Here is a 25346-nt window from a genome sequence, read left to right as displayed (position 1 = left end):
AAGAATAGTGTTAAATATTTCCCATTTCAAACCATAGCTTTACCTTTGCGAGTTCTATAACAATAGCGCAAACGAATGACTCAATACAGCAAAAGAAGGGAAGCACTGCTATATCACGCAAAGCCCCACCCCGGAAAAATACAGGTAGTACCCACTAAACCTTATGCCACCCAAAGAGACCTTTCTCTGGCCTATTCGCCGGGTGTTGCAGAGCCCTGCCTGGAAATTGCAAAAGATGTAAATAAAGTATACAAATACACCGCAAAAGGTAATTTAGTGGCCGTAATATCTAACGGTACTGCCGTGTTAGGCCTTGGTGATATTGGCCCGGAGGCTTCTAAACCGGTAATGGAAGGCAAAGGTCTTTTATTTAAGATATTTGCCGATATTGATGTTTTTGATATTGAAGTGGATACCAAAGATGTTGAAAAATTTATTGAGACCGTAAAAAATATAGCTCCCACTTTTGGGGGTATTAACCTTGAAGATATTAAAGCACCGGAGTCGTTCGAAATAGAAAGACGTTTGGTAGAAGAGCTTAATATCCCGGTAATGCACGACGACCAGCATGGTACCGCCATTATCTCATCGGCGGCGCTTATTAATGCAGTCGATCTTGCCGGTAAAAAACTGGAAGACCTTAAAATTGTAGTTTCTGGTGCGGGTTCTGCCGCTTTGGCCTGTGCTGCATTGTACCTTTTGTTAGGTGTTAAGGCAGAGAATATCACTATGTTTGATATTGACGGCATGATTGTTAAAAGCAGGCAAAACCTTTTGCCAATGCATTTAAAATATGCCCAGGATAAAGAGCCGGTTAGCTTAGCCGAAGCTGTTAAAGGCGCAGATATGTTCCTTGGGCTATCGGTTGGTAATGTGCTTTCGCCCGAAATGCTGCTTACCATGGCTAACGACCCTATTGTGTTTGCTATGGCCAACCCAATTCCGGAGATAGATTACAACGTTGCCATTGCAACCCGACCTGATGTTATTATGGCAACCGGAAGGAGTGACCATCCTAACCAGGTAAATAATGTGTTGGGCTTTCCGTACATTTTTAGGGGTGCGTTAGATGTTAGGGCTACTAAAATAAACGAGGCCATGAAAATGGCGGCTGTAACTGCCCTGGCCGAACTTGCAAAAGCCAGCGTGCCGGAACAGGTTAATATTGCCTATGGCGAAACTAAACTTAATTTTGGCCGCGATTATATTATACCAAAACCTTTCGACCCGAGGCTTATTGCTGTTGTAGCACCTGCCGTAGCCCGTGCGGCCATGGAAAGCGGCGTGGCACAACACCCTATAACCGACTGGGATAAGTATACCGAAGGCCTTTTAGACCGTTTGGGTAACGATAATAAAATGGTGCGCCTGTTAACCAACAGGGCTAAAAGCGATCCTAAGCGTATTGTATTTGCCGAGGCCGACCAGCTTGATGTGCTTAAGGCTGCGCAAATTGTTATGGAAGAGGGTATAGGTACACCGATACTTTTGGGTACCCGCGAAACCATTTTGGAGCTTAAAGAAGAAATAGGTTTTGATAACGATGTGCTTATTGTAGATCCTAAAACGGATGTAGAATTAGAAAGGCTGCAACGCTATGCCGATGTTTTTTGGAGCGGCCGACAACGTAGGGGGGTAAACTATCTTGATGCAGAAAAAATGATGCGCCAACGTAATTATTTTGCTGCCATGATGGTAAATACCGGCGATGCCGATGCTATGCTAACAGGCTATTCGCGTAACTATCCGTCATCGGTAAAGCCAATTTTACAGTTGATAGACAGGTCATCGGGTGTAAACCGTGTGGCTACCACCAACATGATGCTTACCAAGCGTGGCCCTATATTTTTATCAGATACTGCCATAAACCCTAACCCAACGGCCGAAGAACTGGCTAACATTGCTTTGATGACGGCACGTACAGCCCGTATATTTGGTATGGAGCCGGTTATTGCTATGGTGTCGTTCTCTAACTTTGGCTCATCGTCAGACCCAAGTGCTGTAAAAGTACGTCAGGCGGTAGCTATACTTCATAAAAATTACCCCGACCTTATTGTTGATGGCGAGCTTCAGGCCGATTTTGCCCTGAATGCCGAAATGCACGAGGCTAAATTTCCGTTCTCTAAACTTGTAGGTAAAAAAGTTAATGTGCTTATTTTTCCTAACTTAGAGTCGGCTAACATAACTTATAAACTTTTAAAAGAGTTAGATAAGGTGGTTTCTATTGGCCCAATTATGATGGGAATGGACAAACCCGTGCACATTGTACAGTTTGGCGCCAGTGTTGAAGAGATGGTAAATATGGCGGCTGTGGCTGTTGTAGACGCACAGGAAAAAGAAAAACGCCTTAAAATGGCAAAAAAATAAGAATAGCACAAATATTTTGCTATTTTTGGTAATTGCTTAACAAAGAAATATGATAGCACATCTTGAGGGAAGGCTGGTGGAAAAAACTCCCACCGACGTGGTAATAGATTGCCACGGTGTGGGTTACCATGTTAATATTTCGCTGCACACATTTTCGCTGCTGCCGGATTCTGAAAACATAAAATTATACACCTTTTTGCAAATTAAAGAAGATGCCCACACGCTCTTTGGTTTTGTAGAAAAGGCCGAACGCGAGCTTTTTAAACAGCTTATTACCGTATCGGGTGTTGGGGCGGGCATTGCCAGGACAATGCTGTCATCATTAGAGCCCCGCCAAATTATACAGGCCATTGGATCTGGCAACGTTGCGGTGGTACAATCTATTAAGGGTATTGGCACAAAAACGGCACAGCGCGTTATACTCGATCTAAAAGACAAAGTGTTAAAACTGTACGATTTGGAAGAAGTTTCGGGTGCAGGTTACAATACAAACAGAGATGAAGCGTTATCAGCCTTGGAGGTTTTAGGCTTTAACAAGAAATTGGCAGAAAAAGCCATCGAAAAAATTGTTAGGGAGAATCCTTCCGCCGGAGTTGAAACTATTATAAAACAAGCTTTAAAAAATTTATAGTCCTTGAAAACAAAGTACTCTAAAGACTTTTATACCCACATAAAATATACGTTTTCTGTAGTTTTTTTATTCTTCAGTGTTCTGGCGCAAGCCCAGGTTACCGAAGAAGAGGAAGATCCTATAAAGGAACAGGATACTGTAAAAGGATATAATACCGGTAATGTAGCATTAGATAATCCTAAGAGCATTGTGGGTGCTTATACATACGATCCGGTTACAAACCGCTATATTTATACCAATAAATTTGAGGGTTTTAACATAAACTATCCTATAATACTAACGCCAGAGCAGTACGAAGAACTTGTATTGCGCGAATCGATGCGTGAGTATTACAAGCAAAAATCTAAAACTATAGATGGTAAAGGCAGTGCCGAAGAGCAAAAAGACCTTTTGCCACGCTACTACGTAAACTCCAGCTTTTTCGAAACTATTTTTGGTAGTAATACCATAGATGTTAAACCGCAGGGATCTGTAGAGATGGACCTTGGTATACGGTATACCAAACAGGATAACCCATCGTTATCGCCCCGAAACCGTAAAACTTTTACTTTTGATTTCGACCAGCGTATAAGCATGAGCCTTCAGGGTAAGGTGGGTACAAGGCTTGGTGTTACAGCCAATTATGATACCGAGAGTACTTTTGCTTTCCAGAACCTTATAAAATTAGAATACACCCCAACCGAAGATGATATCATTCAGAAAATAGAGGTGGGTAACGTTAGTTTTCCATTGTCAAATTCGTTGGTAAGGGGTGCTCAAAGCCTTTTTGGTGTTAAGGCACAATTCCAGTTTGGTAAAACAACCATTACCGGTATATTTTCCGAACAAAAATCGCAAACCAAAACCGTAACAGCGCAAGGTGGCGGTACCGTTCAGGATTTCGAGATCTTTGGACTTGATTACGATGCCGACAGGCACTTCTTCCTTTCTCAATATTTCAGGAACCGTTATGATGCGGCTTTAAAATCGTACCCGCTTATAGACAGCCGTGTGCAAATTACCCGTGTAGAGGTTTGGGTTACTAACAGGCAAAACCGTGTTAGTACAACCGATAACAGTGTAAGAAATATTGTGGCACTACAGGATTTAGGTGAATCTAAGCTTACAAAAAGAAATACAATTACCGGTGCTAATGCCGGCGATATTACTACGCAGGCTGTAGGTTTTTATGCAGCTACTAATAACGATAACTTTTTTAACAACACCCAGTTTAACCTTTACCCGGATAACTCCAATAATAAACTCGACCCGGAAACTATTGGCACAACAGGGTGGCTTAACTCATCGATCAGGGAAATTGTAACTACATCTTCTTCGAGTTTTTCTAATGTTTCAGCATCTGAAGGAAGAGATTATTCTAAACTAGAAAATGCCCGTAAACTAACCAGTAGCGAGTATACCTTTCATACGCAGTTAGGGTATATATCGTTAAACCAAAAACTTAATAACGACGAGGTTCTTGCCGTTGCCTACCAATATACTGTTGGTGGCGATGTATACCAGGTTGGAGAGTTTGGTACCGATGGTGTAGATGCTACCATTGTGGGCAGTACTACCAATTCTTCAGGTACAGATCAAACCACGGTTTCTACCCAGAGCCTTGTGTTAAAAATGCTAAAAAGTAACCTGGTAAATACTGCTCAGCCGGTTTGGGATTTGATGATGAAAAACATCTACCAAATACCAAGTGCCTACCAGATTACCCAGGAAGACTTTAAGATGAACGTAATGTACACCGATCCGTCTCCGCTTAACTACATTACACCTGCGGGTACTGTTACGCCACTGCCTAATGTAGCCGATTATTCGGATACTCCGGTGGCCGACACCCCATTATTGCGAGTGTTTAATGTAGACAGGTTAAATTACACCAACGACCCTCAGGACGGGGGAGATGGTTTTTTTGACTTTGTAGACGGTTTAACTGTAGATGCACAAAACGGTAGGGTAATATTTACCACCGTTGAGCCTTTTGGAGAATACCTTTTTGATAAACTGGGGCAAAATACACAGCCTAATGTTGATTACCATACAGGGGTAGAGTCAACGTTTAACGAAAACCAAAAGAAATATGTATTCAGGAGGATGTATAAAAGCACCCAGGCCGATGCATTACAGGAGGCGCAAAAAAACAAGTTCCAGTTAAAAGGGCGCTACAAATCTACCGGCAGCGATGGTATTTCGCTTGGCGCGTTTAACGTTCCGCAAGGATCTGTAGTGGTTACAGCCGGGGGCCGCACACTTGTAGAAGGCCAGGATTATACCGTAAACTACCAGGCAGGCCGCGTGCAGATATTAGATACATCATTATCTAACACGCCTATAGAAGTGTCTATAGAAAACAACTCTACCTTTGGCCAGCAAACAAGGCGTTTTTCGGGTGTAAACGTAGAGCACAAATTCAGCGATAAATTTTTAATTGGCGGTACATTGCTAAACATGTCCGAGAGGCCGTTTACCAACAAGACCAATTACGGCCAGGAATCGGTAAACAATACCATTTATGGCTTAAATACAACTTTTTCTACAGAGGTGCCTTTCTTTACCCGTATGGTAAACAAATTGCCTAACCTTGATACTGATGTGGCTTCTAACTTCTCATTTAGAGGAGAGATTGCTTATCTTAAACCGGGCGCTTCTAAAGCCGACCAGTTTAATGGCGAGGCTACCACTTATGTAGACGATTTTGAGGGTTCTCAAACCACTATAGATATGCGTGGTGCAAGTGGCTGGTACCTGTCGAGCGTGCCGCAACGAATTGTTAGCAGTGCCGGCGATGTAGAGCTAAACCCGCTACAAGACGATTTGAGTGCGGGCTTCCGCAGGGCAAAAATGGCATGGTATAGTATAGACCCTACATTTTATACATCGAGCCAAAGGCCGGATGGTATATCAGACGATGATGTATCCACCAACAAAACAAGGCGTATTTATTATGAAGAGTTATATCCGGTAACCGACGTTGTGCCCGGACAAACTACTGTTGTAAGCACGTTAGACCTTAGTTACTTTCCGCAGGAAAGGGGCCCGTACAACTTTAGCCCTGATGGCGTAAGCGGAACCTTTACAGAAACACGCGCTGCAGAAAACTGGGCCGGTATAATGCGCCCTATTACCTCTACCAACTTTGAGCAGACAAATGTAGAGTACATACAGTTCTGGATGATGGACCCGTATTATGGCACCCTTGCGGGAGACCAGTTGGATAGCGATAACACAGGTACTGTTGAGATTAACCTTGGAGAGATATCTGAAGACATCTTAAAAGATAACAGAAAACAATATGAGAACGGTTTGCCGGGTACAGATAATGTTGCCACAACGTTTACAACCGTTTGGGGAGATTTACCGGTGTCGCAATCGCTTATTTATGCTTTTGATACCGATGGAGGTAACCGTGCGCTGCAGGATGTAGGTTTTGATGGTCTTACCGATGCCGAAGAGGCAGCTAAATTTCCAACATTCTCCGGACTACAGGATCCATCTGCAGATAACTACCAGTTTTTTTTAAGTGCAACCGGAGATATAATTAACAGGTATAAAAATTACAATGGTACTGATGGTAACTCGCCTGTAGATGTTGGCGATACCAACAGGGGTAATACAACCCTGCCGGATACTGAAGATATTAATAGGGATAACACCATGAATACTATAGATGCTTACTACAGGTATACTGTGCCGGTAGGGCCAAATGCTATAGTAGGTACAGGTTATCTTGTAGACGAAAGAACATCTACCATAACTTTGGCAAACGGAGACGAAACATCGGCAAGATGGTTATTGTACAAAGTGCCTATTACTGCTGCAACAACCAGCACAGACCCTTCGGTTGTAGTGGGTGGTATTAGCAGCATTCGTTCTATACGTTTTATGAGGATGCTTGTTAGTGGCTTTAAAAGAGACGTTACATTGCGTTTTGGTGCTTTAGACCTTGTTAGGGGAGAGTGGAGAAGGTACACTACAGCTTTTGATGAATTAACAGATAATGATGACGACGATCTTGTAGACCAGACCGGTTTTGATGTAGTATCTCTTAACATACAGGAAAATGGACAAAGGCAGCCAATAGGCTACGTATCGCCGCCGGGTGTAAACCGCGAGCAGCTATACAGCAACAATGCGGTTATTAACCAAAATGAGCAGGCACTGTCTTTAAGGGTATTCTCCACAAGCGGATCTACATCTAACGATAGCGGACTGGAGCCGGGCGATTCGCGTGCGGTTTTCAAAAACGTAAATGTAGACATGCGCCAGTATAAAAAACTAAGGATGTTTTTACATGCCGAGGCGTTACCATCTGATGCAGACTCTGACCTGCCGGAAAATAATGCCCTTGTTAATGATGAGATAAAAGGTTTCCTTCGTTTTGGTAACGACTTTACCGATAACTTTTACCAGATAGAAAAAAGGTTACAGGTATCTGCATTTAACTCCAGTACCGAAGAGCAGGTGTGGCCGGAGGATAATGAGATACTGGTTTCATTGGCGGCGCTTACCAAACTTAAATTAATGGTAATAAACGGCACTGTGCCGGTAGAGCCAGATGCTAACGGGGTATATTTTGTAAATGCACACGATGTATTAGATTCGACTTTAAGCGAAGATATGGTTATTGGTATAAAAGGTAACCCTAACTTTGGATATGTGCGCACGCTAATGGTGGGTGTTAAAAACGGCACCGGCGAGGCTGGGGCTCCTGCCGCAAGGCATATTAGGGGAGAGGTATGGTTTAACGAACTTCGCTTGTCTGATATGGATAATAAAGGTGGTATGGCGGCTGTTGCCAGTATGGACACTAACTTTGCCGATTTTGCAACACTATCTGCCGCCGGTAACTTTAGCACTATAGGTTTTGGTACCATAGAGCAAAGCCCTAACGAACGTAGTAGAGAAGATACCCAGCAATACAGTATTGTTACCAATGTAAGCCTTGGTAAACTATTACCTAAAGACTGGCATATTAACCTGCCGTTTAACTACAGCGTGGGCGAAACAACTATTACACCGGAGTACGACCCATTCTATCAGGATGTAACGTTAGACCAAGTTATAGCTGAGGCTACAACCCAACAAGAAAAAGACAATGTTAAAAACAGAGCTATAGATTATACCAAGACAAAGAGTATCAACTTTATCGGGGTTAAAAAAGACAGGGCTCCTGAGCAAAAACAACACGTTTACGATCCGGAAAACATAACGCTTTCCTATTCATACAACCAGACAGATCACCACGATTACGAGATAGAAAGCCTGCTCGACCAACAGGTTAGGGTTGCTGCCGATTATAACTATGTTTTCCAGAGCAAGCCAATAGAGCCATTTAAAACTACTGCCTTTATGAAAAAAAGCCAGTACTGGAAAATGCTTAGCGATTTTAACTTTAACTACCTGCCGTCTAACGTATCGTTTAGTACCAATATAGTTAGGCAGTTTAACAGGCAGCAGTATCGTAATGTAGATGTAGAGGGTATACCTATTAACCCGCTATACCGTCGTAATTATTTCTTTAACTACCAGTACGGTTTTAACTATAATATTACTAAGTCACTTAAGTTTAACTATTCGGTTGCAACAAGTAATATCGTAAGAAATTACCTTAACGATCCTGATGCTACAGACGACACCGTATGGCAGGATTTTTGGAGCACGGGCGAGGCTAACACCCACACCCAGCAGTTTGTAATAAACTACGATTTGCCAATTAACAAGTTGCCAATGTTTAGCTTTGTAAAATCTACGTATAGCTATACCGGTAATTATAACTGGCTGCGTTCTACCGATGCATTGTCTCAGGCAACTGTTACAGATGATGATGGTAATGTTACGGGTATATACAATTTGGGTAATACCATACAAAATGCCAACTCGCATAAGCTTAATACATCACTTAACATGGACCTGTTCTATAAATATATAGGACTTGGCCCTAAAAAGAAACCAACCGCTAAAAACGCACCGCCGGCAGCTCCGCCTAAACCGGGTGAAAAAGTTACCGCTGCGCCTAAGGTTCAGGAAACGGGTAACCCGTTTGTTAATAGTCTTGTTGGAGTACTAACCAGTGTTAAGAATATCCAGATAAATTATACCGAGACTAACGGTACGGTATTACCGGGCTTCTTACCATCGGTAGGGTTCTTGGGTACATCTAAACCATCTGTAGGCTTTATATTTGGTAGCCAGGCCGATGTTAGGTACGAGGCCGCTAAGGCAGGTTATCTTACAAATTACGATCAGTACAACCAGAACTTTACACAGGTAAACACCAAGCAGTTAAACCTTACTGCCTCGATGGATCTTTTACCTGATTTTAAAATAGACCTTACGGCCGACAGAACATCGTCTGACAATTTCTCTGAGCAGTATGATGTTAGTGCAGATGGTACTTACAATCCGCGTTCGCCTTACAGCTATGGTAACTTCCAGATATCAACCATCCTTATAAAAACATCATTTAGCCAGAGTGATGTTAACGGGTCGGAGGCTTTTGACCAGATGCGTGAAAACAGGCTTGTAATAGCCAACAGGCTTGCAGAGCAATATTATGGTGTGCCGGCTGCATCACTGCCAAGGTATACGGCCGATTCTGATGCAAGTTCTTTTGCCAGTGCAAATGCAGGATATCCTATAGGCTTTGGTAAAAACAGCCAGTCAGTATTATTGCCATCGTTCCTTGCCGCTTATTCCGGCCAGGATGCATCAAGTGCTAAAACAAGCGCCTTTAGAGATGTGCCATTGCCAAACTGGGTAATTAAATACACCGGGTTAATGCGCCTTAAATTCTTTAAAGACAGGTTTAAGCGTTTCTCTTTACAGCACGGTTACAGGTCGTCATACAACATCAATTCTTACAGGTCTAACCTGGAGTACGATGCCGATGTTGCACAGCAGGATAATAACGGTGTGGGTAACTTTTACACCAAAAATATCATATCTAACGTAAACCTTACAGAGCAGTTTAATCCGCTTATGCGAATTGATTTTGAGATGAAAAACTCAATTAAAATTCTTGCCGAGGTACGTAAAGACCGTACGCTTAACATGAGTTTTGACAACAACCTGCTTACAGAGGTTAAGGGTAACGATTATGTATTGGGCCTTGGTTACCGTATTAAAGATGTTATTATCAACTCGAGCCTTGCAGATAACGTTAGTAATATTATTAAGAGTGATATTAACCTTAAGGCTGATTTTACACTTAGAAAGAACGAAACGATAGTGCGTTACCTGGATTATGATAACAACCAATTGGGTGGCGGACAGAACATCTGGTCGCTTAAATTTACTGCCGATTATTCGTTTAGTAAAAACCTGACTGCCATTTTCTATTACGACCATTCGTTCTCTAAAGCGGTTATATCTACGGCATATCCGTTAACTACAATTAGGTCGGGCTTTACGCTTAGGTATAATTTTGGTAATTAATTAAAAAACATTTTATAGTTATTTTTATAAAACATACATTTGCGAAAAACAAACTAACATGAATATACCTGCAGAATTAAAGTATACTAAAGACCACGAGTGGGTTAAAATTGAAGGCGACACAGCTACAGTTGGCATTACCGATTTTGCCCAGAAAGAACTTGGCGATATTGTTTATGTAGAGGTTGAAACATTAGACCAGACACTTGCTAAAGATGAAGTTTTTGGAACAGTAGAGGCTGTTAAAACAGTATCTGACTTATTTTTGCCCCTATCTGGCGAGATTGTAGCATTTAACGATGCGCTTGAGTCGAGCCCTGAAACTGTAAATTCTGATCCTTACGGAGCAGGTTGGATGGTTAAGGTTAAGATTTCTGACGAGTCTGAAGTTGCCGATCTTTTAAGCAGCGAACAATATAAAGAGCTTATAGGTGCGTAACAAATACTTTTGGGCGGCACTTTGCTGGACCGCAGGAATTGCGGTAAGCTGCCTGATTAGTATGAAAAATTTTCAGGACGAAAATTTAGACCTTGAGCATAAAGATAAATTTATACACGGCTCGTTTTACTTTGGTTTTACGGTGTTGTGGTATCTTTCGGCAAGAGCCAAAAATATAAGTGGTTTTAAAGCACGCGCTCTTGTTTTTACAGCGGCAGTTACTTACGGTATTCTTATAGAGGTTTGCCAGGAGCTGTTTACAAAAGACAGAAGTGCCGATGTACAGGATGCAATAGCAAACAGTACGGGTAGTGCCTTTGCCATTTTAGTTATCTGGCTTTTTGAGAAGATAAGAAATAAATAAACTAAGAATCCCACGCCAGTCGTGGGATTTTTGTTTTATACGATTTTAGGGTGTAGGGTGTTGAATACAACATCTATAAAACAAAAAACCTTCCCTGTTGGGGGAAGGCTTCTTTTTCATAGCAAATTTCGTAAAGGGCTTTTCTTTTTCATAGCAATTAAAAAATAAAACGGCCTTTATTTAAGTATTATATATAATAGACGTATGAAACCCCAAAAGGTTGCGTAAGGAGTGTAAAAAAAATAAGAACATTTTTTAACTGGCTTTTTTTAAATACCAAATGCTTTTGATAGTAAGCTTTTTGGCCTATCTTTGCGCCAGTTTTTGAAAACCAATGAAGATTATTTTGAACGTTTCAGACAACGAGGTTTCCCTCCGCTCGCTTTTTGCCGATTTTGTAGCCATTACTAAAGCAAGGCTCGCAATAAGTGTTGTATTCTCTTCGGTAGCAGGCTATTTATTAGGTGTGTCAGACGATTACCTATTTAACTGGGCTACGCTAATTATGCTAACCATTGGCGGCTACTGCATGGTAGGCGCATCTAATGTGTTTAATCAAATTATAGAAAAAGACCTGGATGCCCTTATGGACAGGACAAAAAACCGCCCTGTGCCTACTGGCAAAATATCGGTTAGAAATGCCTTTATCCTTGGGTCGGTACTTACCATTGCCGGTATTGGTATACTATATAGTATCAATCCTAAAACGGCAATGTTTGGTGCTATCTCTATATTTTTATATACCAGTATTTACACGCCACTTAAAACAGTTACACCACTTGCTGTATTTGTGGGTGCATTTCCCGGAGCCATACCCTTTATGCTGGGCTGGGTAGCTGCCACTAACGATTTTGGTATAGAGGCAGGTACACTTTTCCTGGTGCAATTTTTCTGGCAATTTCCGCACTTTTGGGCTATTGGCTGGTTTTTGTTTGATGATTATAAAAAAGGAGGCTTTTTTATGCTGCCTACGGGTAAAAAAGATAAAAAGACTGCACTGCAAATTATACTGTATACATCATGGCTTATTCTGGCATCGCTATTGCCGGCTACCGGTTATACGGGCGAACTTAAGCTTAGTATAGTATCTGCGGTAATTGTATTCCTGTTAGGAATATGGATGCTGGTATATGCGGTTAAGCTTTATAAAAAAATGGATGCAGTTACTGCAAAAAAACTTATGCTGGTTAGCGTGTCTTACATTTCGCTATTACAGGTAATATATGTATTAGATAAATTTATCAGGTAATTATGAAGTTTGAACAAGTAGGGGTAAGGATGACTGCCGAAGAATATAGCGAAAGAAACGCAAAATCTAAAAAGATGCTGTTGTGGTTTGCCATGGCAAGTATGTTTATGATGTTTGCCGGTTTAACAAGTGCCTATGTGGTTAGTACCTCCAGGCCAGACTGGCTAAACGATTTTGTATTGCCGCAGGCTTTTATGATAAGCACTGCTGTAATAGTGTTGAGTAGTGTTACATTCCACATGGCCAAAAATGCTGCTAAAAATAACAACCATTCCGGCGCAACAATGTGGCTTATGGCTACCCTTGCATTGGGTATTGGCTTTGTTGCGGCGCAGTTTTACGGGTTCTCTCAGGTAGTGGCATCGGGCTATTATTTTACCGGCCCGGAGAGTACGGTTACCACATCGTTTCTGTACATTGTGTCGCTTGTGCACATTGCCCACCTATTTGCAGGGCTTATTGTGCTTTTGGTGGTAATTTATAATCATTTTAAACAAAAATACAATTCTTCTCAAACCCTTGGTATAGAGTTGGGTGCAATGTTTTGGCACTTTCTCGATATTTTATGGGTATATTTGTTTTTATTTTTCTATTTCTACTAATAGAAAAAAAATGTAAATTTGAAAACTTTTTAACCTAATAACGTTTATGGCAGCGACAGTTACTTCTACAGCCACTACAGGCAAAACATGGGACGGCGGAAACGAGCCTATGGGTGCGAGCTATGGCAAATTAATGATGTGGTTTTTCATCATGTCAGATGCTCTTACCTTTTCAGGATTTCTTGCCGCTTATGGCTTCTCAAGATTTAAATTCATAGGTACATGGCCTATTGCCGACGAGGTGTTTACTCACTTTCCGTTTATGCATGGTGTAGAGGCACCAATGTATTACGTGGCCTTAATGACATTTATCCTAATCTTTTCATCGGTTACTATGGTTCTTGCAGTAGATGCAGGTCATCACCTTAAAAAAACAAAAGTGGCCGTTTACATGGCGCTAACTATTGTTGGTGGTTTTATATTTGTTGGGTCTCAGGCCTGGGAATGGAAAAACTTTATTGGTGGTGAATTTGGTGCTGTAGAAACTAAAGGTGGTGCTATACTACAATTTGTTAACAAAGAAGGCGAAAGAGTTGCTGTAGCGGATTTTGCTGCACACCTGCCTACATCAAGAGTTGATAAAACAAGAGCTAACGGTATTTGGTTTGAAGATGCTCCGGCACTTCCGGAATTTACTGTGCAGGAAGTTGCAGAAGGCTTAAAAGCAAATCCTGATGTATTGATCAGGACTGAGCATATTAATGCTAAAAAACAGAAAATCGTACTTAGCAGAGAAGAGTCGTTAGAGGCTATTAAAGGTGGTGCTTTATATGTAAAAGGTGCAAATCTTGAGCACAATGAATATGGCCACAAACTATTTGCTGATTTCTTCTTCTTTATTACCGGTTTCCACGGTTTCCACGTATTCTCGGGTGTTATCATTAACATCATTATTTTCCTTAATGTAATTTACGGAACTTACGAGAAAAGAAAGAGCTACGAAATGGTAGAAAAAGTTGGACTTTACTGGCACTTTGTAGATTTAGTTTGGGTGTTTGTATTTACATTCTTCTACTTAGTTTAATCAATAAATTTAAAAAGACATGTCACACGATACTCACGGTCATCACGAATCAAATCTTAAAAGGATCTGGACGGTTTTCGGAATACTTTCAGTTATAACTATAGTAGAGGTTATCTTTGGTATAGTTAAGCCGGATGCGTTGTTTTTAAACAGCCTTTTCCGCTTAAACCTTTTAAACTGGTTATTTATTATCCTTACGGTAGTAAAAGCATATTATATTATGTGGGCGTTTATGCACATTGAAGGCGAAAAAAGCAGCCTAAAATGGTCGATAGTTGCTCCATTAGTGTTCTTAATTATCTATTTAGTGTTCATCTTACTTATAGAAGGTAATTATATTTTTGATGTGTTTCATGAATCCCAATATAAATGGATTTTCTAAAACATATATCATAAAAAAGGCGGTTATTTCAACCGCCTTTTTTAATTTTGTACCGGTACATTTTCACCACACAGTATGAAAAAAAAAATAGTTCTTCTTTGCCTTCTGGCGCTACCCTTAATGCTCTATATTTATTTTTCGCTGGTTAAGCATAACTCACTTTTTTTACCGGTAATTAATAAACAACTGGCAGAACTGCCCGAGGGTAAAACCCTGGATTCTTCTGCAGTTGTACTTAAAGGCAAAATAACCATTATTGGCTTTTTAGGCAATAATATAAAAGCCCGCGAAGAAAGCATCTTTAATATTAACCAAAAGGTTAATGCCAAATACAAAGACTTTAATGATTTCCAGATCGTGATGTTGGTGCCCGAGGGTACCGAAGATCAGGTAAAATCGGTAGCATTGGGACTTAAAACCATGGCCGATATTAGCAACTGGAAGTTTTTGTTTGCAAAACCTGCCGATATTAAAACATTTTATGCGTCTTTAAAAGCTACTGAGCCAATGGATGCCAGCGGCGGTAATTCAAGTATTTTTATTATAGATAAAGACGGTAACCTTAGAGGGCGCAACGGGCAATCTAAAACCGGTAAAGACGAATTTAAGAACAGCTACAATGCTTTCTCTGCATCAGAGCTTAGTAATGAGCTTACAGATGATGTAAAGATCGTTTTGAGGGAATACCGCCTTGCCCTCAGAAAAAACCTGCCTAAAGGCGTTAAAAGGGAAATTTAGTTACATGAAAAATAAATCATACATAGGTATATCTTTTATAGTATTGATATTTGGCATTTGGGCTGTGCCTAAAATTGTGGCCCGCTTTCAAAAATCTGATTTGGTAGAAATTGGCCCGGTTCCGCATTTTGAGCTGACCGACCAGGATGGCAAAAAAATATCAGATAAAGATTATTTGGGTAAAGTATATGTGGTGGAGTTTTTTTTTAGCACCTGCCCGTCTATTTGCCCGATCATGAACCAAAGCATGCTTAAACTTCAGGACGAATATTACGGTAACCCGCAATTCGGGTTGGCCTCTATTACTATAGACCCCGTGCACGATACGCCACAGGTTTTAAAAGCCCATGCAGAAGAATTAGGTGCTAAACATTATAACTGGCATTTTTTAACCGGAGATAAAGAATATACGTTTAACCTTGCACAAAAAGGGTTTAACCTTTATGCAGGAGAGAATAGTAAAGTGGCAGGTGGTTTTGAGCATTCGGGTCAGTTTGCACTTGTAGATAAAGATGGTAACATCCGTAGCCGTAAAGATGCTTATGGCAACCCAATTACCTATTACGACGGGTTGGAAGAAGCCGGTGTAAAAGCAATTAAAGAAGACATTAAAAAATTATTAGCAGAATAATGGACAATACAATTAATAACGCAGAAACCAAATATAACAAGTGGATAACTGCAGTATCTATAATTATACCTATTGCAGTGGCAGCACTATTTGGAGTTAATTTAAGAAAACTGGGTTTTAATGTGCAGCCACTCTCTTTTCTACCTCCTATTTATGCTACAATAAATGGCCTTACAGCTATAGTATTGTTTATGGCGGTCTCGGCTATTAAAAAGGGTAACCGTGTGTTACACGAGCGCCTTGTAAAGGTAGCGATAGCTTTTTCTATTAGCTTTTTGGTTATGTATGTGGCCTACCACATGACGGCTGATAGTACTGCCTTTGGAGATACTAATCATAACGGGGTAATAGACGAGGCTGAAAAAATTGCAGTTGGGCCTATAAGGTTCCTTTACTATTTTATACTGCTTACGCACATTGCATTATCAGTAATAATAATACCCTTTGTACTTATTACCTATGTACGGGGGCTTGCAGGTAATTTTGAGAGGCACAAAAAAATATCGCGTATTACCTACCCAATGTGGATGTATGTTGCTGTTACAGGTGTAATTGTTTATTTAATGATCTCTCCTTATTACAATCATTAATATGAAAGCCTCTCAAAAAATAATAGCAGTAATGGCACTGTTTGCTTTTTCGGCTACAGCCAATGCACAATGTGCCATGTGCCGTGCAGCCTTAGAGAGTAGCGACCAGGGCATTAAACCGGAGTCGGTTAACGATGGTATTGTGTACTTAATGATATTTCCGTACCTGTTGGCGGCCCTGTTGGGTTACGCTATTTACAGGTTACGGAAACAAAAAAAGCAGAAGCAGGCTGCATAGCCTACTTCATGCCATCTATCTTTAAGTCTATCTTGCCCGATCCTTTTATAAAGGCTATGATAGCGTTGTTGGTTAGTTCGAGCTTATCAAAAACAAAATCGTCTAAAGTGCCGTTTACAAATATTCCCGGCATAGGCGAATAGTTGTTTAAATACGGTTGTAGGTTTTTCTTGCCTTCTTCTAAATTTTCTTTTATTGAGTAACGGCAGCTTTCCTGTATCTTTTTTAGGATGATGCCTTCGGCAAGCCAGTTGGCGGTTTTTAGCAGTACACTTTTGGTGTTAAGCACATAATCCATCTGGTCAAAGTAAATTTCTTTGGTAACGGCATTATAGTTAGGATATCCAGAAAGGTAAATTGTTCCGTTAATACTGCCTGTCATATCCAGGGCAATAATCATTTTGCTGTCTTTGCTCCACATGTCTACTTTCTGAACGGTAACTTTTCGTTTTCCCGATCCAAATTCCTGACCCTGAAAGTTCTTGGTAACAATACGCGAAGCGCTCTCGTAAGTAGAGACTGCTGCCACAACCGCGCTTACTTTCTCCGGCATTTTACTTACCGCTTTAAGGGTAACATTCTCTTTCTTAAAGTTAGATTTTGGTTGCTGACCAACTGTGGTTTCCATGGTGCACTTAAGTCCCATTTCCATGGTAATTTGCTTTTTAGAAAGTACAGCATCGGTAACATATAATTCTACCGGAACCATTTTAAACCACGTTTCGTACTGCTCGCTGGTTAAAAATGGAGTACTTAATTTTTCTAAAGCATCCAAAACCTGTGGCTTAAAATCTACCGATTTAATAATGGCAGCATCCAGCTTATCTTCTATTTTAGATTTAAATAGTTTAACAGCAGGGTTTATCAGGTAAGTAATGGCAACTTTTTGCCCGGCTATAGTTACTGTAGGGCTTTCTTTCCACTCCAGTGACTGTAGTTGGGTATCGGTATTCATTTTCCAGTTGGTAAGGCCCACTTTACTTACAAAAGTAACAACGCCATCAAGGTTAAACTCGCGGGTATCGTGCAGGTCCATGCCCAGGGCAGATGTGCCGTAACGTACATTCGCGATAATTTTTATAGGCACTACAGATTGTAATTTACCATTTTGCTCGGTAAATTTAATAGGTGCCGTTTTAACAACCTTCATGGCAATATTATCGTCTTCCAATACTTTATCTTCGTAAATAACGCCGGTAAATAGCTTGTTAAGCTGGGTCTCAATATCAGCAAGGCCAATGGTAACGGGCAGGTTGATGAATGATGTAGACGACTGGTATACAACATCGGTAGTGTTGCCGGGCTCGGGCTTTAACGCATCAATACGTTTTGTGGCTGAGCAGCCGGTTAGCAAAAGTGCTAAAAATAGCGCAGATAGCAGTTGGGGTTTCATAAAGAGGTGATTGAAAATAATTTTGCAAAATTAACGTTTATTTGTAACAAAAACATCAGAGGGTAGTCTAATGAAATGATAATCTCCATGGGGGAGTTGTTATTATTTAATAAATTTGTCAACCTTTTGGGTAATCATAGCTTATGAATAACAAATTTTACGCTGCATTTATTATTGTTTTAATGCTTTTTAGCACCTCTATCCGTGCCCAGGACAAGAAAAAATGGACATTGGAGGAGTGTGTAGATTATGCAATTAAAAACAATATTTCTATAAAGCTGTCGGGCCTTGATGCACGCTTAGCTAACGTAAGCACTAAAGATGCCCGCGGTGCTTTTTTGCCTACGCTAAACGCACAGGGGTCGCACTCCTGGAATATTGGTCTTAACCAGAACATAACCACCGGTTTGCTCGAAAACCAGACTACTCAGTTTACCTCTATAGGATTAAATATGGGTATTGATATTTACAACGGCCTGCAGAATATTAACAGACTGAGCAGGGCAAGGCTGGCATCGGTATCGGCACAATACCAGTTGGTAAAAATGCAGGAAGATGTAGCGCTTAACGTAGCCAATGCGTATCTGCAAATACTTTTTAATAAAGAAAACCTAAAAGTGCAGCAACAACAGTTGGCTTACGATACCCAGCAAATGGACCGTACACAACAACTTGTAGATGCCGGTGTGGTACCACAGGGCGATTTGTTAGATGTTAAGGCTACCGTTGCTACCGATAATCAGAAATTTATTGCTGCCCAAAATGCGCTTTTATTATCTAAGCTTAGCCTGGCGCAGTTAATGCAACTGGAAAATTTTCAGGATTTTGATACCGACGATAAAGATTATCCGGCGGACGATAGCGGTGTTTTACTGCAACAGGCTGCTGATATTTACAAAAAAGCAAGGGAGCAGCGTACCGAATTAAAAGTAGCTAAAGCCAACGTGGCTGTAGCCGAAAAAGATGTTAAGATTGCTAAAGGCGTTTACCACCCAAGGCTACAGGGGTTCTACAGCTTTACAACACGTGCTGCGTACTCTGACAGGGTTATTGGGTCGCAGGTTAACGTTGCTAACCCTACATCGGTTATAGGATATATAGAGGGTAGCGACCAGTTGGTGGTTACTAATAACTACCAGCCTATTCTGGGCAGGAGGGCACCTATTTTCGACCAGTTTTCAGATAATAAAGGACACTCGTTCGGCTTGTCTTTAAACGTGCCCATACTTAACGGTTTTACGGCAAGAAATGGGGTAGAGCGTGCCAAGATAGAACTGGAACGGTCTAACTTTACGTTGCAGCAAACAGAGCTGGAACTGGAAACTAATGTATATACCGCTTATACCGACGCCCAGGGAGCTCTAAACTCTTACGAGGCCGCCAAAGTTACCATGCAGGCCCGCGAAGGCTCTTTTAATTATGCCAAAGAAAGGTATGAGGTGGGTTTAATAAATGTTTTCGACTTTAACCAGGCGCAAACTTTATTTGTTAACTCACAGTCTGAAGTTTTACGAACCAAATACGATTTTATATTCCGAATTAAAATTCTTGAATTTTATTTTGGAGTGCCAATATATAATAAACCATAACCATGTCTAAAAAAACTATTTACTATTTGTTAGGTGCTGTTGCGATTGTAATTGTGTTGCTTGTTGTGCTTAAACAAACGGGCTCTATTGGCAATAACGACAAAGGCAAAGAGGTAGAAACAGCTGTTGTAAAGCAAATAACATTAACCGAGACAGTGTCGGCTACGGGTAAGGTACAGCCCGAAATTGAGGTGAAAATATCATCGGAAGTTTCCGGCGAAATTATTGAGCTTCCTATAAAAGAAGGTCAGGCTATTAAAAAAGGCCAGTTACTGGTACGTGTAAACCCAGATCTTTACGAGAGTGGCTACAGCAGGAGTACAGCATCATTATCTACAGCCAAAGCAGGGTTAAGCCAGGCAGATGCACAACTTAAAGAAGCCAAAGCCAATTACGACCGTAATAAAAAACTATTGGATAAAGGTGTTATCTCAAAATCTGAATGGGATAAGATAGTATCTGCTTACGAAGTTGCCCAGGCAGGTAAGCAATCAGCCTATTATAACGTGCAGAGTGCCGGCGCTACGGTTACTGAAGCTCAGGATAACCTTAACCGTACAACCATTTACTCTCCGGTAGACGGTACTATTTCTAAACTGGATACCGAACTTGGCGAGCGTGTTTTGGGTACGCAGCAAAATATTGGTACAGAAATTCTTCGCGTTGCAAACCTTAATAACATGGAGGTTGAAGTAGATGTAAACGAAAATGATATTGTAAAGGTAGAGATAGGTGATGATGCCGAAATTGAAGTGGATGCTTATCTTAAACGTAAATTTAAAGGTACGGTTACCAGTATATCCAATTCGGCGAGCAGCGACCTTACGGCCGACCAGGTTACTAACTTTAAAGTAAAAGTGCGTATTCTTAAAGAGTCGTATGAAGATATGCTTAAGGGTAAACCGGTTAATTTTTCGCCGTTCAGGCCGGGAATGACGGCTACTGTAGATATTATTACAGAGCGTAAAGAAAATATTATTGCGGTGCCTATTAGTGCTGTGGTAGTTAAAAGTGATACTACTTCGGTTAAACGCGATGTGGTAAAAGAACTTGAAGAAAAAGAACAGGAAAAGAAAACAGGCGAAGCCGGTAAAAAATATGAATGCGTATTTGTAAAAGTAGGCGATAAGGCTGTGCTTAGGCCTATTACCACAGGTGTTCAGGATGATACGAATATAGAGGTAATAACCGGCCTTAAAAAGGGAGATGAGGTTATTATTGGTCCGTATACACTGGTTACCAAAGAGCTTAATGCCAATGATAAAGTTGTGGTTAAGCCCAAAACTCCATAATATAAAATGACTTATATTTTAAATATAGAAACGGCTACCAAAAACTGTTCTGTAGCGTTGGCTAAAGACGGTGCCGTAGTTGCTCTTAAAGAATTTGCAGGCGAGGGCTATGCGCATGCCGAAAAACTGCATGTTTTTATTGAAGATGTGCTTACTCAGGGTAATATTACCTTTAAAGACCTTAGTGCTATTGCTGTTAGTATGGGGCCTGGCTCTTATACCGGATTGCGTATAGGGGTTTCGGCGGCAAAGGGGCTGTGCTACGCCCTTAATATCCCCTTAATAGCAATAGATACCTTAGAGCTGCTTGCGCTTAAAATAAAGGTAAATGAGGGTGCTATTATACCCATGATAGATGCCCGCCGTATGGAGGCTTATACTGCCATTTTTGATAAAGACTACAACAAGGTTAGGGAAACCAAAGCCGAAATAATATCTGAAAACTTTTTTGATGCTATAGCCGGTATTATTCACCTTATTGGCGATGGTGCTGCTAAATATGCCCAGGTGCTGCCTGCTGGCAAATTTGTGTATCACGAAGATGTGCTGTATCCATCGGCTAACGAAATGGCACAACCGTCGTTTAACAAATACAAAATAAGCGACACCGTAGATGTCGCTTATTTTGAACCTTTTTATCTAAAAGATTTTATTGCCGGAAAGTAATTACAGTATTGTTTCTACGTAGTTAGAAAGTTTTACTAAGTCGCCTTCTTTTTCTAAATCAATGCTGTTTTTCTTAATAAATTCAAGAACTTCTTTGTTTTTGCCGGGTACTAATTTTGCAAACTCCTTTTTGTTAGAAAAGAATACAGGCTCTTTGCCTTCAAGCTTTATATAAAACTCGTCGTCTGCTTTTTTGTAGTTGGCAGGTTTGTAAACCTGGTAGCTGTTAGACGGGAAAAACTCCTGTGTCATGGTAACACGCTCTCTTTTGAATATAGACGCTTTAGGGCTCTCTTTAACCACTACAAGGTAGCCGTTTGATGATTTGCCATCTTCGGTAGTGTAATCTACCAATACGTATTTTTTATCTTCAGATACAAATGTAATGGTAGCATTAGGATCTTTAGGAACCGATTGTGCGGCACCACCATCTTTAGGGTTATTCATCTCGAAATAATCGCCATAAGCGTTATAACGTAGTAGTGTAGTTGTTTGAGATCCTGAAATTTTAGCAGGCATAAACTTGTCGTTAACAAACATAGAGCCTGTTGCAGCCTCACTCTTTTCTCTTGAGGTAGTTACAGACCTTCCATCAGAATTTCCGGGTCTTGAACTTACCTGTGCGCTTGCCGTTATGGTTGCAAATGCAGCAAATACTGTAAGGATAAAAGTTAATTTTTTCATTGTCATGGGGTGATAAACAGTAATAATAAATTTAAAAGGCCAAATATACTTTATATAATCGTTTAAGAAAAAAGTATCGAGTTACTAATTAGTAATTTTAACAAAAAACATGCCATTTAAACGGTATCAGTACGGTTATATTGTGCCAATAAATTATTTTTTATCCGGATTCTTTACCAAAATATCACGTTGGGGGTATGGTATCTCAATGCCTGCCTGGTCAAACGCTGATTTTATATTCTCGTAAAAATCAGATACCATAGCGCCATATTTTGGCCTTTCTGCCCATAAAAATACCACAAGGTCTACAGAGTTTTCGGCAAGGGCCTTAATTTCTATCCCCGGAGCCGGCTCTGTTAATATCTTCGAATCTGATTTTATAGTAGCCTTAATAACATCTTTAACCTGTTTAAGGTCGCTGCCGTAGCCCACGCTTAAAACCACTTCGGCACGGCGCAATTCTTCCTGGCTAAAGTTTTTAATAGTATTGTTAGATAGTGTACCGTTAGGCAAATACACCACCTGGTTGTTAGACGTTATAAGCTTGGTACTAAATATCTGGATACTGTTTACTGTGCCGCCCTGGCCCTGCGCCTCTATATAATCGCCTACCCTAAAAGGTTTAAACAATATAATAAGTAGCCCACCCGCAAAGTTGGATAACGAACCCTGTAACGATAAACCAATGGCAATACCGGCAGCACCTATAGCCGCAGCAAAAGTGGTGGTTTCTACACCCAGTGCACCAATAACAGCCACAAAAATAAAGGCACGCAATATCCAGGTGGCAACATCGAGCACAAATTTAAGCAGGGTAGGGTCGTGGTCTGCCGCTTTGGTCATAAGCCCGGTTATTACCCTCCTGAAAATTTTGATGATTATAATACCCGCAATTAAAATTAGTATAGCCTTTAATACATTGGGTATGTAGCTTATAATGGCATCTGTAAACTGGTGTATGTATTGCTGTACCTGGGTTTCTTCTGCTTTTACTTTTGTTTCCTGAAACATATATTATAACTTTAAATCGTTTAGTGTGGTATTTATATTGGTTGTTGGTGCATTGCATGCCCTGTTTTGGCAAACATAAAACATTAGGCTATTATTTACAAAACGGTTTTGTAAAAATGGCAGCGTAGAGTCTGCTGTGGCACCTGCAATGAGTACGTGCGGCAGGTAATGGCTGTTGATTTCTTTGATGGCTGTGGAGGCCTCTTCGCCGCATACTGCAAGCTCTTTATTATCGGTCGAGAGGTCTAACCACAAATTAAGCCAATTGGAATACGCCGAAGCGTAATCCATATTAGGGGTTACAAGATAAAGCATCTGTAAAGCTACTTTCTCATAATAGCCATTATCAAACAAAAGGCTCAGCTTATAGAGTACATTGGCTAAAACCGAATTGGATGCCGGTATTACGTTATCCTCAGTCTCATAATGCGGGGCAACCAACTGTTCTCCATCCGCCGATGCAAAGGTAAAGAATTGCTTTTCGGGGTCGTAAAAATGCTCCAGGCAATAATCCGTCAGTTGTTTGGCGTAGGTAAGCCATTTTTCTTCGAGCGTGGCCTGATAGAGTGCAATAAAAGCATCGGCGGTATGGGCGTAGTCTTCTAAAAAGCCATTTATTTTAGCAGTACCATTTTTATAGGTACGCCACAGGTGTCCATCGGGGTGCCATAAGGTATCTATAATAAAGGCGGCATTTCTTCTGGCGGCTGCCAGATATTGTTCATCGCCTAAGGCTTTATACGCATCGGCATAGCCTTTAAGCATAATCGCATTCCACGATGTTAGTATCTTATCATCAAGCCTTGGCTTGGCGCGAAGCTCGCGCACTGCATACAGTTGCTTCTCCCAATCCCATTTTTTTTGCTGTAGTGCTTCCGCAGAAATGCCTGCTTCGGTTGCGATAGCTTCCAGCGCCTGCCCTTGTATCAATACAAATTTGCCATCTTCCCAAAACCCGAATTCGTTAATATTAAAAATTTCCGAAAACAGGTCAAAGTCGGCGCCAAGTAAATCTTTAAGCTCCTGTTTTTCCCAGGCATAAAAAGCACCTTCTTCAAGATGGCCTACCGTGTTAAGGCTATCGGCATCAAGTGCGCTGTAAAAAGCACCGTTTTCATCGGTTAGTTCGGTCTCAATAAAAAAGTGCGTCTTTTCTATTACTTCTTTATAGAGCGGGTTTTTATCGCGCTTATACGCATCGGCATACAGGCTCATAAGCTGGCCGTTATCGTACAGCATTTTCTCAAAATGGGGCACATGCCACTCCATATCTACAGAGTAGCGCGAAAAACCACCACCCACGGTATCAAACAAACCGCCCCAGGCCATGCGCTTCAGGGTAAGATCGGTAAAATCCAGTAACTCCTGTGTTTTGGTCTGAAAGCCATAACGCTGTAAAAACAGGTAATTGTTGGGCAGCATAAACTTGGGTGCGCGTGCATAGCCGCCATAATCCCAGTCAAAGCTTTTAGCCCACTTTTCTACCAACGGCTTAATATTGGCAGGGTGCGGAATTTCGCCCTGTGTGGTTGGGGTAACCAAGCCAATGTGTTGTATGCCCTCCAATAATTTTTCAGCATAGTCTTCCATTTTAGCGGGTTCGGTAGCAAACAATTCCTGCAATTGGTTGAGGGCTTCCATCCATGCATTTTTCCTGAAATAGGTACCACCCCAAACCGGGCGTCCGTCCGGCAATAATATCACATTCATGGGCCAGCCTCCCTGTCCCGTCATAAGCTGTACAGCTTTCATATAAGTGGCATCTACATCGGGGCGTTCTTCACGATCTACTTTTATAGATATAAAATGGCTGTTCATAACTTCGGCCACCTCGTTGTCTTCAAAACTTTCGTGCTCCATAACGTGGCACCAATGGCACGCCGAATAGCCCACACTTACAATTATAAGTTTGTTTTCGGTTCGTGCCTGCGCAAGCGAATCCTGGTTCCAGGCTTTCCAGTGTATTGGGTTGCCGGCGTGTTGCAACAGGTAAGGGCTTGTTTCGAGGTGGAGTAAATTCATGGTTGTGTT

At 41.0% G+C, this 25346-nt stretch carries 20 protein-coding genes; 16 read left to right on the top strand and 4 right to left on the bottom strand.

The window, feature by feature from the left end; translation table 11 throughout:
* The first annotated feature begins 75 nt into the window (after nt 1–75).
* The 13 genes from G509_RS0105635 to G509_RS0105575 all read left to right on the top strand — a co-directional run bounded on the left by G509_RS0105635 (nt 76) and on the right by G509_RS0105575 (nt 16680).
* Complete coding sequence (locus G509_RS0105635) at nt 76–2367, top strand: NADP-dependent malic enzyme (RefSeq protein ID WP_026990633.1); 2292 nt, start codon at nt 76–78, stop codon at nt 2365–2367.
* Nucleotides 2368–2416: 49 nt separating this feature from the next.
* Entirely contained in the window at nt 2417–2998 is a 582-nt protein-coding gene (gene ruvA, locus G509_RS0105630; protein WP_026990632.1) for a Holliday junction branch migration protein RuvA, read from the top strand.
* A gap of 3 nt (nt 2999–3001) precedes the next feature.
* Entirely contained in the window at nt 3002–10423 is a 7422-nt protein-coding gene (gene sov / locus G509_RS0105625) for a T9SS outer membrane translocon Sov/SprA (protein ID WP_051199963.1), read from the top strand.
* A gap of 58 nt (nt 10424–10481) precedes the next feature.
* Nucleotides 10482–10862, top strand: coding sequence for a glycine cleavage system protein GcvH (gene gcvH, locus G509_RS0105620; protein WP_026990630.1), 381 nt, complete (start codon nt 10482–10484; stop codon nt 10860–10862).
* A 61-nt stretch (nt 10863–10923) separates the two neighbouring features.
* A complete protein-coding gene (locus G509_RS21515; RefSeq protein ID WP_051199961.1) occupies nt 10924–11226 on the top strand; it encodes a VanZ family protein in 303 nt (100 codons plus the stop codon).
* A gap of 346 nt (nt 11227–11572) precedes the next feature.
* Complete coding sequence (gene cyoE, locus G509_RS0105610; protein ID WP_026990629.1) at nt 11573–12475, top strand: heme o synthase; 903 nt, start codon at nt 11573–11575, stop codon at nt 12473–12475.
* 2 nt (nt 12476–12477) lie between these two features.
* Nucleotides 12478–13077, top strand: coding sequence for a cytochrome c oxidase subunit 3 (locus G509_RS0105605; protein WP_051199959.1), 600 nt, complete (start codon nt 12478–12480; stop codon nt 13075–13077).
* A gap of 46 nt (nt 13078–13123) precedes the next feature.
* Nucleotides 13124–14101, top strand: coding sequence for a cytochrome c oxidase subunit 3 (locus G509_RS0105600; RefSeq protein ID WP_026990627.1), 978 nt, complete (start codon nt 13124–13126; stop codon nt 14099–14101).
* A gap of 19 nt (nt 14102–14120) precedes the next feature.
* Entirely contained in the window at nt 14121–14483 is a 363-nt protein-coding gene (locus G509_RS0105595) for a cytochrome C oxidase subunit IV family protein (protein WP_026990626.1), read from the top strand.
* A 75-nt stretch (nt 14484–14558) separates the two neighbouring features.
* Nucleotides 14559–15221: a hypothetical protein gene (locus G509_RS0105590; RefSeq protein ID WP_026990625.1), complete on the top strand. Its 663-nt coding sequence runs from the start codon at nt 14559–14561 to the stop codon at nt 15219–15221.
* A gap of 4 nt (nt 15222–15225) precedes the next feature.
* Entirely contained in the window at nt 15226–15852 is a 627-nt protein-coding gene (locus G509_RS0105585) for an SCO family protein (RefSeq protein ID WP_026990624.1), read from the top strand.
* Nucleotides 15852–16442, top strand: a complete 591-nt coding sequence (locus tag G509_RS0105580) for a DUF420 domain-containing protein (protein WP_026990623.1) — start codon at nt 15852–15854, stop codon at nt 16440–16442. The genes G509_RS0105585 and G509_RS0105580 overlap by 1 nt, the downstream gene beginning before the upstream one ends.
* A gap of 1 nt (nt 16443) precedes the next feature.
* The gene (locus tag G509_RS0105575) at nt 16444–16680 is read left to right on the top strand and encodes a membrane protein (protein ID WP_026990622.1); all 237 of its coding nucleotides are present in this window, start codon (nt 16444–16446) and stop codon (nt 16678–16680) included.
* 1 nt (nt 16681) lies between these two features.
* Here G509_RS0105575 and G509_RS0105570 read toward each other — a convergent pair whose 3' ends face one another.
* Nucleotides 16682–18073 (bottom strand): DUF4403 family protein, encoded by a 1392-nt coding sequence (locus tag G509_RS0105570; RefSeq protein ID WP_026990621.1) that lies wholly within the window; start codon nt 18071–18073, stop codon nt 16682–16684.
* A gap of 143 nt (nt 18074–18216) precedes the next feature.
* On the opposite strand from G509_RS0105570, the gene G509_RS0105565 reads away from it, so the two are divergent.
* Genes G509_RS0105565 through tsaB form a run of 3 tightly spaced genes read left to right on the top strand, consistent with a single transcriptional unit; the run spans nt 18217 to nt 21620 of the window.
* The gene (locus tag G509_RS0105565; protein WP_026990620.1) at nt 18217–19662 is read left to right on the top strand and encodes a TolC family protein; all 1446 of its coding nucleotides are present in this window, start codon (nt 18217–18219) and stop codon (nt 19660–19662) included.
* 2 nt (nt 19663–19664) lie between these two features.
* Nucleotides 19665–20954: an efflux RND transporter periplasmic adaptor subunit gene (locus G509_RS0105560; RefSeq protein ID WP_026990619.1), complete on the top strand. Its 1290-nt coding sequence runs from the start codon at nt 19665–19667 to the stop codon at nt 20952–20954.
* Nucleotides 20955–20960: 6 nt separating this feature from the next.
* Nucleotides 20961–21620, top strand: coding sequence for a tRNA (adenosine(37)-N6)-threonylcarbamoyltransferase complex dimerization subunit type 1 TsaB (tsaB, locus tag G509_RS0105555; RefSeq protein ID WP_026990618.1), 660 nt, complete (start codon nt 20961–20963; stop codon nt 21618–21620).
* Here the strand turns inward: tsaB and G509_RS0105550 are convergent, their stop codons facing one another.
* The 3 genes from G509_RS0105550 to G509_RS0105540 form a co-directional block, all read right to left on the bottom strand.
* Nucleotides 21621–22304 carry a hypothetical protein gene (locus G509_RS0105550; protein ID WP_026990617.1) on the bottom strand — a complete coding sequence of 228 codons (684 nt, stop codon included), beginning with the start codon at nt 22302–22304 and terminating at the stop codon, nt 21621–21623.
* Nucleotides 22305–22457: 153 nt separating this feature from the next.
* Complete coding sequence (locus tag G509_RS21510; RefSeq protein WP_051199957.1) at nt 22458–23315, bottom strand: mechanosensitive ion channel family protein; 858 nt, start codon at nt 23313–23315, stop codon at nt 22458–22460.
* 3 nt (nt 23316–23318) lie between these two features.
* Nucleotides 23319–25337, bottom strand: a complete 2019-nt coding sequence (locus G509_RS0105540; protein WP_026990616.1) for a thioredoxin domain-containing protein — start codon at nt 25335–25337, stop codon at nt 23319–23321.
* Nucleotides 25338–25346 lie beyond the last annotated feature (9 nt).

It is taken from the genome of Flavobacterium subsaxonicum WB 4.1-42 = DSM 21790 (assembly GCF_000422725.1).
GTDB classification, from domain to species: Bacteria; Bacteroidota; Bacteroidia; order Flavobacteriales; family Flavobacteriaceae; genus Flavobacterium; species Flavobacterium subsaxonicum.
This window is presented reverse-complemented; position numbering and strand designations above follow the sequence as displayed.